Source organism: Streptomyces sp. LBL, from assembly GCF_029893585.1.
Classification (GTDB): Bacteria; Actinomycetota; Actinomycetes; order Streptomycetales; family Streptomycetaceae; genus Streptomyces.
This window is the reverse complement of record NZ_JARXYX010000017.1, coordinates 47,527-61,706: the sequence shown is the minus strand read 5'-3', so window position 1 is coordinate 61,706 and position 14,180 is coordinate 47,527. Positions and strand designations below refer to the sequence as shown.

At 72.8% G+C, this 14,180-nt stretch carries 8 protein-coding genes and 1 pseudogene; 7 read left to right on the top strand and 2 right to left on the bottom strand.

Annotation, left to right across the window (positions count from 1 at the left end; all coding sequences use genetic code 11):
* Positions 1-31: 31 nt before the first annotated feature.
* The 7 genes and pseudogenes from M2271_RS21230 to M2271_RS21200 form a co-directional block, all read left to right on the top strand.
* Positions 32-1,114 carry an ornithine carbamoyltransferase gene (locus M2271_RS21230; protein WP_280888862.1) on the top strand — a complete coding sequence of 361 codons (1,083 nt, stop codon included), beginning with the start codon at positions 32-34 and terminating at the stop codon, positions 1,112-1,114.
* On the top strand, positions 1,111-2,409 hold the full coding sequence (locus M2271_RS21225; protein ID WP_280888861.1) for an MFS transporter: 1,299 nt from the start codon (positions 1,111-1,113) through the stop codon (positions 2,407-2,409). The genes M2271_RS21230 and M2271_RS21225 overlap by 4 nt, the downstream gene beginning before the upstream one ends.
* The gene (locus tag M2271_RS21220) at positions 2,406-3,479 is read left to right on the top strand and encodes a TauD/TfdA family dioxygenase (RefSeq protein ID WP_280888860.1); all 1,074 of its coding nucleotides are present in this window, start codon (positions 2,406-2,408) and stop codon (positions 3,477-3,479) included. The genes M2271_RS21225 and M2271_RS21220 overlap by 4 nt, the downstream gene beginning before the upstream one ends.
* A gap of 3 nt (positions 3,480-3,482) precedes the next feature.
* A complete protein-coding gene (locus M2271_RS21215) occupies positions 3,483-4,262 on the top strand; it encodes an alpha/beta fold hydrolase (RefSeq protein WP_280888859.1) in 780 nt (259 codons plus the stop codon).
* A complete protein-coding gene (locus M2271_RS21210; protein WP_280888858.1) occupies positions 4,255-10,266 on the top strand; it encodes a non-ribosomal peptide synthetase in 6,012 nt (2,003 codons plus the stop codon). The genes M2271_RS21215 and M2271_RS21210 overlap by 8 nt, the downstream gene beginning before the upstream one ends.
* A 241-nt stretch (positions 10,267-10,507) precedes the next feature.
* On the top strand, positions 10,508-10,903 hold the full coding sequence (locus tag M2271_RS21205; protein WP_280888857.1) for a hypothetical protein: 396 nt from the start codon (positions 10,508-10,510) through the stop codon (positions 10,901-10,903).
* Between the two features lie 3 nt (positions 10,904-10,906).
* Positions 10,907-11,152, top strand: a pseudogene (locus tag M2271_RS21200) (NAD(P)-dependent oxidoreductase); the annotation flags it as partial.
* Positions 11,153-11,220: 68 nt separating this feature from the next.
* On the opposite strand, the gene M2271_RS21195 reads toward M2271_RS21200, so the two are convergent.
* Together M2271_RS21195 and M2271_RS21190 are read right to left on the bottom strand one after the other, a co-directional pair.
* The gene (locus tag M2271_RS21195; RefSeq protein ID WP_280888856.1) at positions 11,221-13,137 is read right to left on the bottom strand and encodes an ABC transporter permease; all 1,917 of its coding nucleotides are present in this window, start codon (positions 13,135-13,137) and stop codon (positions 11,221-11,223) included.
* Positions 13,131-13,868, bottom strand: a complete 738-nt coding sequence (locus M2271_RS21190) for an ABC transporter ATP-binding protein (protein ID WP_280888855.1) — start codon at positions 13,866-13,868, stop codon at positions 13,131-13,133. The genes M2271_RS21195 and M2271_RS21190 overlap by 7 nt, the downstream gene beginning before the upstream one ends.
* Between the last annotated feature and the right edge of the window lie 312 nt (positions 13,869-14,180).

Sequence of the window (14,180 nt, the reverse complement as noted above, 5' to 3'; positions counted from 1 at the left end):
CTCCACTCAACCACCCGACTTGGAGCGCACTGTGTCAGTCAGGCACCTGATCTCACTCGACGACCTCACCGGCCCGGAGCTGTACGCGGTCGTGGAGCGCGGCGCGGCCTTCGCGGCCGGAACCGCCGCCCACGCCCGCCCCCTGAGCGGTCTGATCGCCGGCGTGTACTTCCGCAGGACATCGACCCGTACCCGTACCGCGTTCTCCGCGGGCACCCTCCGCCTCGGGGGGCAGATCGTCACCTACGGACCCGACGACCTCCAGCTGAACACCGGGGAGACGACCGAGGACACAGGCCGGGTCTTCGCCGGGATGCTGGACCTGCTCGTCGCCAGAACCGCGGGCGACGAGGCCGAGTTCCGCGGCTGGGCCGCCCAGTCACGGATGCCGGTCGTCAACGCGATGAGCGCCGCGGAGCACCCCACCCAGGGACTCACCGACCTCACCACCCTGCTCGGCCACTTCGGACGGGTGGCGGGCCTGCGGCTGCTGTACGTCGGGGAGGGCAACAACACGGCCGCCGCGCTGGCGCTGGGCCTGACCCGCTACCCGGGAACACTGCTGGAACTGCGCACCCCGCCCGGCTACGGGCTGACGGAGGACATCCGCCGCCGGGCCCTCGCCCACGCGGCGGCGTCCGGCGCCACGCTCGTCGAGCGGCACGACATGAACGACCTCCCCTCCGGCATCGACGCCGTCTACACCTCACGCTGGCAGACCACCGGCAGCAGCAAGGCCGACCCCGGCTGGCGCACGGTGTTCGCGCCGTTCCAGGTGACGGCCTCGCTCTGGAAGAGCAGTCCCCGGGCGGTCTTCCTGCACGACCTGCCCGCGCACCGGGGCGAGGAGGTCACGGCGGAGGTGCTCGACGGGCCGCACAGCATCGCCTTCCAGCAGGCCGAGAACAAGATGCACAGTGCCATGGCAGTACTGGAGCACTGCGCGGCGAGCGTGACCCGCGCGCCCGCGGCCGCGCCGGCGCCCGAATCCGCCTCCGTCGGCCCCCGGTCGCGGGCCGGGGCGAACTCCGTCTTCACGCCCGTCGCCACGGCCGGGGCCGCGAGGGCTCCCGCCGGGGAGCGCGCCGCACGTAACGGGGTGCCGGCCGCATGACCGTCGTCGACACGGCCCCTGAGGCGTCCGCCGCCCCGCCGCCGCTGCGCCGCAACCGGAACTATCTGCTGCTGTGGACCGGCGCGGGTCTCTCACTGCTCGGTGTGCAGGCGGCACAGGCCGCGTATCCGCTGCTGATGATCTGGCAGGGCTCGGTGAGCGGCGCCGGGCTGGTCGGATTCGCCGCGCTGCTGCCGCAGTTGCTGCTGCAACTGCCGGCGGGGGCGCTGGTGGACCGCTGGGACCGGCGCCTGGTGATGATCGCCTGCGATGTGGCGGGCATCCTCGCGATGGGCAGCGTCGCCGCCGCCCTGGCACTCGGGCATCTGTCGGTGCCGCACGTGATGGCCGCCGCCTTCGTGGAGGGAACGGCGTTCCTCTTCTACCGGCTGTCCGAACGGGCCGCAGTACGCAACGTGGTGCACCCGGAGCATCTGGCCGCCGCGCTCTCCCGGAACGAGGCCCGCGGCCAGGCGGCGAGCCTGCTGGGCCAGCCGGCGGGCACGGTGCTGTTCTCCCTGACCCGCTGGCTGCCCTTCGGCGTCACCGCGTGCGCCCACCTCCTCGCGCTGGTGAGCCTGCTGCTGGTCCGCGGACGGCTCCAGGAAGAACGCGTGGCACCGCCGCGCGGCCTGCGTGCGGAGGTCGCGGAGGGCATCGCCTGGGTGTGGCGGCAGCGGTTCATGCGGGCCGCCGTCGCCCTGGTGGCGGGCAGCAACGTGCTGTTCCAGATCCTCAACCTGTCACTGGTGCTGATCTTCAAACAGGAGGGGCACTCCCCCGCCATGCTGGGCGTGCTCGGTGTGGCGGAGGGCATCGGCGGCGCGCTCGGAGCGCTCAGCGCCTCCTGGTGGCTGAGCCGACTCGCCCCCTCCACCGTGGTGATCGGGGCGTTCGCCCTGTGGGCGGTGCTCATGGCGCCCGTGGCCTTCGTCGGCGAACCGCTCGCGCTGGGCGGGCTGTGCGGGGCCATGGCCTTCGCCGGAGCGCTGATGAACGTCGGCGCGGGAGTGCACCAGATGCGGATCACACCGGACGAGATGCAGGGCCGGGTGAGCAGCGTGTTCATGCTCATGGCCTCCGGGATGAACTCCGCCGGGGCACTGCTGGGCGGACTGCTGCTGACCGTCCTGTCCACCTCCGCGACCGTCCTGGCCGCGTCCGGGGCGATGGCCCTGCTGGCGGTCGGCGCCGCGGTGAGCCCGGCGATCCGGTCGGCCGGACGGGACGACCTCAGCGCCGGCCAGGCAAAGACCACTCACGAGAACAACAAGGAAGAGGACGCGACCTCATGACGACCCCTCCGCTCACCGCCCCGGCCACGCCCACGTCCACGTCCACGTCCACGTCCACGTCCACGTCCACCGAGACGGCCACGCTCACCGCCCCCGCCACGCTCACCGAGACGGCTGCCCTCCCGCTCGTGATCGAGTACGACGGTACGCACGCCGGCGCCGCCGAGTTCGCCGCCGCCGAGCAGCCCCGGATCCGCCAGGCCCTGCGCGACCACGGCGCGGTCCTGCTGAGAGGTTTCCCGGTGGACGGCGTGGACGGCTTCGACGCCACCGTACGGGCGCTGTCCGGGACCCCGCTGACCTACTCCGAACGGTCCTCGCCGCGCTCGACGATCAAGGGCAACGTCTACACCTCGACCGACTATCCACCGGACGAGGAGATCTTCATCCACAACGAGAACTCCTACCAGTCGGCCTGGCCCCGGCTGCTGTACTTCTTCTGCGACCGCGAACCGGACACCCTCGGCGCCACCCCGCTCGCCGACGTCCGCCGGGTGTACGAGCTGATCGACCCGGCGGTCCGCGAGGAGTTCGTCCGCCGCCGCTGGATGGCGGTCCGCACCTTCCACCCCGGCTTCGGCATCCAGTGGGAGAGCGTCTTCAACACCGCGGACCGCTCCCAGGTGGAGCGGCACGCCGCGGCGAAGGACCTGCGGCTGGAGTGGAAGCCCGACGGCGGAATGCGGACGCGCGCGATACGGGACGCGGTGCACCGCCACCCCGAAACGGGCGAGCCGGTGTGGTTCAACCACATCACCTTCTTCCACCACACCACGCTCCCGGCCGAGGTGCGGGAGGGCCTGCTGGAGCTGTTCGGCGAGGAGGACCTGCCGAGCAACACGTACTACGGCGACGGCGGCCGTATCCCCGACGACGTGACGGACCATCTGCGGTCGTGCTACCGGCGGGCGACGGTCCGCTTCGACTGGCGGCACCACGACGTGCTGGTGGTGGACAACATGCTGGCCGGGCACGGTCGTGAGCCGTTCACCGGGCCACGCCGGATCGCCGTGGCGATGGCCGAGCCGTACTCGCCCGCCGGGACCCGCGCCCCGGCCTCGGAGGGCTGACCCGTGCAGGTACTCAAGAGCCCCGCGGCATCCGTCTGGTTCCGCACGTTCGTACCCCACAGCACAGCCCGGCTGCGGCTGTTCTGTTTCCCGCACGCGGGCGGCGGCGCGAGCGCCTTCCGGGAGCTCGCCGCCCTGGCGCCCCCGGAGATCGAGGTCACCGCCGTCCAGTACCCGGGGCGGCAGGACCGCTTCGGCGAACCGCCGCTCACCGAGATGTCCGCCATGGTCGGGGACATCGCCGGCGCGATGGAGACCTGGCTGGACCGGCCGGTCGCGTTCTTCGGACACAGCATGGGCGCCACCGTGGCCTTCGAGACGGCCCGGCTGCTGCGCCGCCGGTACCCGGCCGCCGTGACCCGGCTGTTCGCCTCCGCCCGCAAGGCTCCCCAGGTGGACCTCCGGGACCGGATGGTGTTCCCCGACGACACGACGGTGATGGAGTACGTACGAGGACTCGGAGGCATCGGCGCGGCCCTCCTGGAGGACGCCGACCTGCGGGAGCTGACCCTGCCCACCCTGCGCGGCGACTTCGCGCTCCTCGCGGGCTACCGCTTTGTGCCGGGGGCGCCGCTGACCTGCCCGCTCACTGTGATCAACGGAGCCGACGACGCCGCGTTCACCGAGCGCGACGCCCTGCTCTGGGCCCGTCACACCGCCGCCGGGACGGAGACGCACACCTTCCCCGGCGGCCACTTCTACCTCGAATCGCAGCCCCGCCGGCTGATGGAGTTCCTGGCGAGGCGGCTCGGCATCGACCCCGTTGGAGACACTCATGCCTGACACGCCGCCCTCCGTACGTCCGTCGCGGCTGCCGCTGTCCGCGGCCCAGACCGCGCTGTGGTTCGCCCACCAGCTCGACGAGACCGGCCGCCGTTACAACGTGGGCGAGTACCTCGTCATAGACGGACCGGTGGACCGGGCCCTCATGGAGCAGGCCTGGCACCTTCTGCTGCGGGAGACCGAGACACTGCGGGTGCGGACCATCGCCGAGGAGGCCGACGGGCTCTGGCAGTACCTCGACGACGAGCTGCCGCCGCTTCCCTACGTCGATCTCACCGGCGAGGCCGATCCGGAGGCCGCCGCGCTCGCCTGGATGCGGGCCGATCTGAACCGCCCCGTACGGCTGGACGAGGGCGGGCTGACCACCTTCGCCCTGATGAAGCTCGCCGAGGACCGGTTCCTCTACTCCCAGCGCTTCCACCACCTGGTCATCGACGGGGTGTCGTCCTGGCTCATCTCCCGGCGGGTGGCCGAGCTCTACACGAGCCTGGCGGAGGGCCGCGAACCGGAGCCCTGCGACTTCCGGCCGCTGGCCGAGGTGCTGGCGGAGGACGCGGAGTACCGGACCTCCGCCCAGGGCGAGCAGGACCGCGCGCACTGGGCGGAGCAACTCGCGTCCATGCCGTCGCCGGTACCGCTGCCCGGCACACCGCAGGGCACCCCCGGCCCGGCGGAACTGGCCGCCGGCGCACCCGCCTTCATCCGCACGACCCGGCGGCTGACACAGGAGCAGACCGACCGGCTCGCCGAGACGGCGCGCACGGCCCGCAGCCCCTGGCCGGTCCTGCTGATCGCCGCCACCGCCGCCTTCCTGTCCCGGATGACCGGGCAGCGCGATGTCGTCCTCGGCCTGCCGGTCACCGGCCGCACCGGAGCCGCGGCCCGCCGCACCCCGTGCTTCGCCTCCACGGTGCTCCCGCTGCACATCGAGGTCGACCCGGAACATGACCTCAGAGCGCTGGTGCGGCACACCTCCCGGCAGGTGCGGACCCTGGTGCGGCACCAGATGTGCCGGTACGAGGAACTGCGCCGCGAACTCGGCGTGACCGGTACCGACATGGGACTGATCGGACCGGTCCTCAACATCATGTCCTTCGACTACCGGTTGTCGTTCGCCGGGCACCGGGCGTCCGCGCACAACCTGTCGCTCGGCCCGGTCGACGGACTCGCCTTCGGCGTGTACGAGCGTGGAGACGGCCAGGGGCTGCGCATCGACGTGGACGCGGACCCCGAGCAGTACTCGGACGCCGATGTGGCGTCGTACCAGGACCGCTTCCTCGCCTTCCTCCAGGCGCTGCAGGACGACCCCGGGCAACCGGTCGGGGCCCTTCCGCTGGTGTCGGCCGAGGAACGGCGGACGCTGCTCACCGTGTGGAACGACACGGCCCGCGAGGTCGGACCGGCCACCATGGCCGCGCTCTTCGAGGCGCGGGCCGCCGAGAGCCCCGACCGGATCGCCGCCGCGGAGGACGGCCGCACCCTGACGTTCGCCGACCTGAACGCGGAGGCCAACCGGCTCGCCCGCCGGCTGATCGCGGCCGGGGTCGGTCCGGAGAAGACCGTCGCGCTGGTGCTGCCCCGCTCGGTGGACTGGCTGATCGCGCTGCTGGGTGTCACCAAGGCAGGGGGCGCCTATCTCTCCGTGGACGCCGGCTATCCGGCCGAGCGCATCGCCTACATGTTCGAGGACGCGCGTCCCGTGTGCGCGGTGACCACCACGGCCACCACGGCCGTCGTGCCCGGAGATGTCAGCCGGCTCGTCCTGGACGACCCGCGGACCCGTGCCGCGCTCGCGAGTCACGGAGACGCCGACCTGACGGACGCGGACCGGCTCGCCCCGCTTCGCCTGGAGCATTCCGCGTACCTCATCTACACCTCCGGCAGCACCGGGCGGCCCAAGGGAGTCCTCGTCACCCACCAGGGCCTGGCCAGCCTGGTCACGACCGAGCGGGAGAACATGGCGCTGCGGCCGGACAGCCGGGTGCTCCAGTTCGCCTCACCGAGCTTCGACGCCGCGACCTTCGAGGTGTGCGCGTCGGTGCTCAACGGCTGCCGTCTGGTCTTCGCCGACGCCGGACAACTGCTTCCCGGCGACGGACTGATCGATGTCGTCGCACGGCACGGCGTCACCCATCTCACCCTGCCGCCCGCCGCGCTCTCCGTACTCCCCGAAGGCTGCCTGCCCGGCGTCGAGACACTGCTGGTGGCGGGTGAGGCCTGCCCGCCCTCACTGGTCGGCCGCTGGTCGGGCACCCACCGGATGCTCAACGGCTACGGGCCCACCGAAACCACCGTGTGCACAACGATGAGCGAACCCCTGAGCGGGACGATCACCCCTCCTATCGGCCGGCCCATCGTCAACACCCGGGTGTACGTGCTCGACGAGGAGCTGCGGCCGGTGCCGCCCGGCGTCCCCGGGGAGCTGTACGCGGCGGGCGCCGGCCTGGCACGCGGCTACAAGGACCGGCCCGCTCTGACCGCCGACCGCTTCCTGCCGTGTCCCTTCGGCCCGCCCGGGGAGCGGATGTACCGCACCGGCGACCTGGTGCGGTGGCTGCCGGACGGAACGCTCGCCTATCACGGCCGCACCGACCACCAGGTGAAGATCCGCGGTCACCGCGTCGAACCCGGTGAGATCGAAAGCGTCCTCGCCGGCCACCTGGACGTGGCGCAGGCCGTGGTGGTCGCCCGCGAGGACCGGCCGGGCAGCCGCCGCCTCGTCGCGTACGCCGCCCCCGCGGCGGACGTGCCGGCCGGCCGGCTGAACGCGGCGGACCTGCGCGCCCATGTGGCGCGGACGCTGCCCGCGTACATGGTCCCCGCCATCGTCATGATCATGGAGGCGCTGCCCCTCACCCCGAACGGGAAGGTCGACCGGGCCGCGCTGCCCGCACCCGACTTCGCGGCGGAGGACACCGGCGGCCGTATCCCGGCCGGAGAGCGGGAGGAGATCCTGGCCGGCCTGTTCCAGGAGATCCTGGGCGTCGGACGGATGCCCGCCGAAGGGTCGTTCTTCGACCACGGCGGCGACAGCATCATGGCGATCCAGCTGGTGGCCCGGGCCCGCGAGCGTGGGCTGCGCTTCACCCCGGCGGATGTGTTCCGGCTGCGTACGGTCGCGGCACTGGCCGCCGCCGCGCGGACGGAGAGCCGTCCCGGCGAGGGCCCGACGGAACCCGACCGTGCCGCGCTCGGGCCGGTGGCACTGCCTCCCGTGGCCAGGGACTTCCTCGGCCGCGGCGCCTGGCGGCGCTTCCACCAGGCGGTGCCCGTCGCGCTGCCGGAGGGTGTGGACGGCGCACTGCTGCGGTCGGCTCTGCACGCCCTCATGGACCACCACGACGCCCTGCGGGCACGGCTGGAGACGGACACCGGCCGCCTGCTGGTCCCCCCGGCCGCTGCCACGGCCCGGGACCCGGAGCTGCTCGTACGGGTGGATGCCGCCGGACTCCACGGGGACGCGCTGGACGCCCTGGTGCACGACGCCGCCGAGCGCGCCCGGGACGGGCTCGACCCGGAGGCCGGGACCATGGTGCGTGCGGTCTGGTTCGACGCCGGTCCGGACCGCGCGAGCCGCCTGCTGCTGGCCATCCACCACCTGGTGGTCGACGGCGTGTCCTGGCGGATCCTGCTGCCCGATCTCCAGGCGGCGTACGAGGCCCTGGCCGCGGGCCGCACCCCGCAGCTGCCTCCGGTGGGGACCTCGTACCGCAGCTGGGCGAACCGGCTGGTGCGCCGGGCGGAGCAGGGACACTGGCGGGCCGAACTGCCCGCCTGGCAAGCGCTGTCCGATCTGCCGCAGCCCGTCCTCGGCAGCCGCCCGCCCGACCCGGCGACCGACACCGCGGCGACCACGCACCGGATCCGGGCGACCGTACCGGCGGCGGTCACAGCGGCGCTGCTGGGCCCGGCCCCCGCGGCCTTCCACGGCCAGGTGGACGACCTCCTGCTGACCGGGCTGGCGCTTGCCGTGACCGAGTGGCGGCGGCGTCGCTCGGAAGCGGCCCCCGACACCCCGGTCCTGATCGACCTGGAGCGGCACGGGCGCGGCAGCGGCGACACCGACGACGGTACCGATCTGACCCGTACGGTCGGCTGGTTCACCGCCGTCCACCCGGTGCGTCTCGCGCCCGGCACCGCCCAGTGGCCGCAGATCACCGGCGGGGGACGCGGCGCCGCCACGGCGGTCAAGGCCGTCAAGGAGCAGTTGCGCGCCGTCCCCGGCGACGGTCTCGGGCATGGCCCGCTGCGCCACTTCGACCCCGAGGCCAGGGAACGCCTGGCCGCACTGCCGAGTCCCGGCATCCTCTTCAACTACCTGGGACGGCTGGGCGGCACCGACGCGGGCCCGTGGCAGCCGCTGCCGCTGGACACGCTCCCCGGCGGCGCCGATCCCGACATGCCCGCGGTCTACGCCCTGGAGATCAACGTGGTCGCGCGGGACACCGCCGAGGGCCATGAGCTCCACGCGGAGTGGGCTGCCCCCACAGGAGTGCTGAGCGAGGCGGAGCTGACCGGGCTGTCCGGGCTGTGGGTGGAGGCGCTGCGGGGCCTCGCCCGGTCCGCCACCAGTCCCCAGAACGCCGGACGCACCCCGTCCGACCTGCCGCTGGCCGACCTCACCCAGGAGGAGATCGAGCTGCTGGAGGCCACCGATCCCGGCCTGGCCGACGTACTGCCGCTGACCTCGCTCCAGGAGGGTTTCCTCTTCCACTCGCTCCAGGAGGCTTCGGCCGACGGCGACACGTACAACACCCAGGTCGCCTTCGACTTCGAGGGCCCGGTGGATGCTGCCGCGCTGCGGACCGCCGGACAGGCCTTCCTGGACCGCCACCCCAACCTGCGGGCCGGCTTCCGCCACGAGGGTCTCACCGCCCCGGTACAGGTGCTGCACGAGAAGGTGGTGCTCCCCTGGCAGGAGGCCGATCTCAGCGGGCTGCCCGAGGCGGAGCGGGAGGACGCCGCCCTGGAACTGGCCCGGCGGGAGCGTGCCCGCGGCTTCGCTCTGGAGCGGCCGCCGCTGCTGCGCTTCACGCTGATCCGGCTGGCTCCGGACCGGCACCGGCTGCTGTTGAACACCCATCACATCGCGTGGGACGGCTGGTCGTTGCCGGTCGCGGCGCATGAACTGTTCACGCTGTGGACCGGGGACCCGGCCGCGCTGCCGCCGGTCGCTCCCTACACCGCGTTCCTGGCGTGGCTGCGGGCTCAGGACCAGCAGGCCGCGGAGGAGGCCTGGGCGACTCTGCTGGCCGACTGCCAGGGCCCCACGCTGATCGCCCCGGCGGCAGCCGACCGGCCCCCGGTGCCACAGCGGCAGACAACGCTCGACGTACCGGCCGACGTCGTCGCCGGCCTGAGCGAACAGGGCCGCCGCTACGGCGTCACACTCAACACCCAGTACCAGGCGGCCTGGGGGCTGGTCCTGGCCCAGGCGGCCGGCCGGGAGGACGTCATCTTCGGGCAGACGGTCTCCGGCCGTCCGCCGGAGGTGCCGGGCGTCGAGCGGATGATCGGCATGCTCTGCAACACCCTGCCGGTACGGGTACGTCTGGACGGTGCCGAACCGCTGCACTCACTGCTCACCCGCCTCCAGGGGGAACAGGTCGCCCTGATGCCGCACCACCACCTCGGGCTGTCGCGGGTACAGCGGCTGGCGGGCGCCCGCCAGCTCTTCGACACCACCACGATGCTGGTCAACTACCCACTGGACACCCAAGCCATGGCCGACGCGCTGCACGGGCCCCGCCTCGTACATCTCTCCGTCGACGACGCCACCCACTACCCGCTGCGGCTTATCGCGGTCCCGGCCGGAACCAGGCTGGAGCTGCGGCTGGGCTACCGGCCGGACGTGTACGGGGAGGCGGAAGCGCAGTCCTTCCTGGTGCGGCTGGTCCGGGCGCTGCGCACGATGGCCGAGGACCCCGAGCGGCCCGTCGGCTCCGTGGAACTGGTGTCTCAGGCGGAGCGCGACCGGATGCTCGTCCAGTGGGGCGGCTACTGATCCCTTGTCAGGTGGTCTCCGGCCCGGGCCGGCCCGGGCCGGGAACCACCTGGCACCCGTGATTCCTCTCGTGCTCCACCCGCCCCTCCCGAGGAAAGGCTTCCGCATGCGTACCTCGTCATCGCCGTCATCGCCGTCATCGCCGTCATCGCCGTCATCGCCGTCATCGCCGTCGTCGCCGTCGTCATCGCCGTCCCACCCGCCGCACCGGTCGCACCGGTCGCACCGGTCGCTCCGTGCCATGGCCGCCGTCCTGCTCGTTCCACTGGCGGCACTCGCCGCCGTCGGCTGCAAGAGCACCACCGAGTCGGCGGGGACCACGGGGCAGCCGTACCCCTGCGGGCGCACCATCGCCTCCGCGGACAGGTTCGCCGACAGCCAGGACGATCTGGAGAAGGATCCGGAGTCGGTCGCCCGCGACGCCGAGGATCTCGCCGCGGAACTGCGCGAGGCGGGAAAACGCGCCACCGACAACCAAGTCCGCACAGCACTGGCTGAGTTCGCCGACGTCTACGACGAGTACGCCGCCGGGGCACGCCACTCCCGGCCGAGCACGGGGCAGGACGGCGGCCTGCTGAAAACGATGAGCAAGCTGGAGCAGGCCGGCGAGCGGCTGGACGCGGCCTGCGCCTCCTGACCCCGCGCAAAGCCCGGAGTGCGGATCGTCGACGCCGCCCGCGGCGGCGTCATCGACGAGAACGAGCTGTACGCGGCACGGAAAGAGGGCCGGGTCGGGTGGCCGGCGCAGGGCTCGATGTGTTCCCGGCCGAGCCCTGCGTCGACTCCCCTCTCCCCTCTCCCCTCTCCCCTCTCTTCGAACTGCCCCGACCTCGTGGTGGCGCCCCACCTCGGGGCAGGCACCACGGAGGCCCAGATACGCGCCGGCACGAGACCCTGTACAGCGCCGCGACCGGGAGAACCCGACCCGGCCGCGGCGCCGTACGAACCGACCCGTCACACCGAAGGCCGTGCACCCGTCCCCCGCCGAACCAGCACCGCGGCCGCCCCCACCGCCGCCGGCACCGCGACCACCAGGCACGCCGCCGCGGCGATCGCGATGGCCGCCCAGGGCACCGACAGGGGTGCGGCTCCGCCCACCAGGACGGAGACGGCGGACCAGACGCCGAGTACGTTGACGCCGCTGACCAGGACGCCGAGCACGGAGCCCACGGCGACCACGGTCACGGCCTCCAGCGCCACCACCCTGAGGACCTGGCCCCGGGTGGCGCCGGTGAGACGCAGTACGGCCAGGTCACGCATCCGGTCGGACGTGGCCATCACCATCGTCCCGGCCAGAGCGATCAGCGCGTAGAGGACCACCAGGCCGATCACCATGATCACGGCGAGCCGGTTCTCCCGCTTGGTGTCGGGCTGCGAGGCCGCGATCCACTGCTCGGTCGTGGCGACGGTGGCGCCGGCCCCCCGTACCGCCTCGCGCAACCCCGCGGCGACGGCGGCCCGGTCGGCACCGCCCTTGAGCCTCACCTCGACACGGTCCGGCGTGGCCCCGGGCGCGTTGGCGGCCGTGACATACACGCCGTTGGAGCCGGTTCCGGTACGCAGCACGGCGGCGACGGTCAGCCGGACCTTCGAACCGTCCTCCCGCCAGATGTCGACCGGTCCGCCGACCGACGCGCCCCACTCCTCGTTGACCACGATGGACCGGTCGTCCAGCTTGTCCAGGGAACCCTCGACCAACGGCAGCCTCGCGAGGCCCGCGAAAGTGGCCGGGTCGACCGCGCGTCCGGGGTCGGGGACCCGCGCGACACCTTCCACCAGGTACTCGACCACGGTCGGGGCGGAGACCGCCGACCGGGTGCCGGGCACCGCACGGACCGCGTCCAGTGCCGCACCCGAAAGCCCCCGCCCGCCGCTGTCCGCGGTGACGACGAAATCGGCGTTCGTACGGTCGCGGATCTCGTCCGCGCGTCCGGCTCCGACCGTGGCGGTCGCGCCGAGCAGCGAGCCGACGAGCGCCACGGAGACCAGTACGGGCGCGGCCACGGCAGCGGTACGCCGTACGCTGCCCGTCGCGCTCTCCCGTACGAGCATCCCGGAGGCGCCCGGGAGCCGGGAGGGCAGCCAGCCGGCCAGCCGCACCAGCGGCCGTACCGCGACAGGCGCTAGCAGCGCGAACGCACCGATCAGAAGCAGCGGCTGGGTGGTGTAGGTCTTGCGTTTGAGCAGGTCGGCGGGGTCCGCGGCGACCTTGCCGGCCAGCAGCGCCAAACCGATCGCGAGCAGCAGCCCACCGAACGCCCACCGCCCGCCGGTCATGACGCGCCGGTCCACATCGGACTCGCGCAACACCTCGACGGCACTGGTGTGCGAGGCCCGGCGGGAGGCGGCGAGCGCCCCGACGACCGCGACCAACAGCCCTGACCAGAAGCCCAGTTGATACGGCCACCACTGGTCGCCCACGGTCAGCCAGGCGGGCGCGAGACGCTCGTCGACCATCCAGCCCACCAGCTCGGAACCGCCCAGCCGCCCCAGCAGACAACCGACCAGCGCGGCCGACGCACCGACCAGCCCTGCCTCGGTCACCACGGCGGCCCGGACCTGACCGGGCGTCGCCCCGGCGGTGCGCAGCAGCCCGAACTCACGCCGCCGCTGCGCCACCGAGAAGGCGAACGTGGAGGCGACGACGAAGACGGAGGTGAAGGTGGTGACGGTGGCCGCCGTGGCGAGCATGGCGTTCACCCGGAACACGGCGTCCGGGTCCTGGTCCTTCAGGCTCTGCGGCGCGCCGGAGGTCGCGGCGAGCGCGAGCCCCATGGAGACTGTGAGCCCCGCACCGAGCGCCACGGCCAGGAACGCGCCGACGAAGTGCGTCCAGCGGTTGCGCAACCCGCTCAGACCGATGCTCAGCACGGAGCCTCCTCCAGCTTCGTCATCCGCTCGGCGATGTCCTGGGCGGTCGGGCGGAGCAGTTCGCCGCAGATACGGCCGTCGGCGAGGAAGACCGCACGGTCCGCGTACGAGGCGGCGACCGGATCGTGGGTGACCATGACCACGGTCTGCTGCTCACGGTCGGTCAGCTCTCTCAACAGAGTCAGCACCTGACGGCCCGTCGTGGAGTCCAGGGCACCGGTGGGTTCGTCGCCGAAGAGCACCTCGGGGCGGGTGATCAGGGCCCGGGCCAGCGCGACCCGCTGCTGCTGCCCGCCGGACAGCTCCGAGGGCCGGTGCCCGGCGCGGTCACCGAGCCCGACCCGGTCCAGCGCCTCGCGCACCTCGTTCCGGCCGGGCCGGCGCCGCGCGAGCCGGAGCGGCAGCATCACGTTCTGCTCGGCCGTGAGCATCGGTAACAGATTGAATGCCTGGAACACAAAGCCGATCCGGTTCCGGCGGAGCAGGGTCAGCGCCTTTTCGGAGAGTCCCGTCAGCTCGGTGTCACCCAGCAGCACACTGCCGGAGTCGGCCCGGTCGAGGCCCGCCGCGCACTGCAGGAGGGTGGACTTGCCGGATCCGGAGGGGCCCATCACGGCGGTGAACGACCCTCGGGGCAGGGTGAGCGAGACCTCCTGGAGGGCGGTGACGGCCCGGTCGCCCGTCCCATAGGTCTTTGTCACCGACCTGAGCTGGACTGCGTCGTTGCTCATACGCCTCTGTCTTTCGTAGGGGGAGGTGGGGACAGGTGGAACCACGCGGGCTCCCTCTCACCCTCCACGAAAGTACGGGGGTGCGGTTTTGAATTGATTTCATCCGGCAGAGCCGCCCCCAGCCGCCACGACAAAGCGGCGGCCCTGGCCGGGAACCAGGGTCGCCGCGTGATCAAAGCGGTGGGCGGATGTCAGCGATCCGCGGACGTCAGGGGCCTGCGGAGGTCCGAGGCTCGCGGACCTCAGAGGCCTACGGAGGTCCGAGGCTCGCGGACGTCAGAGGCTTGCGGACGGCAGACGCTCACTGGACGT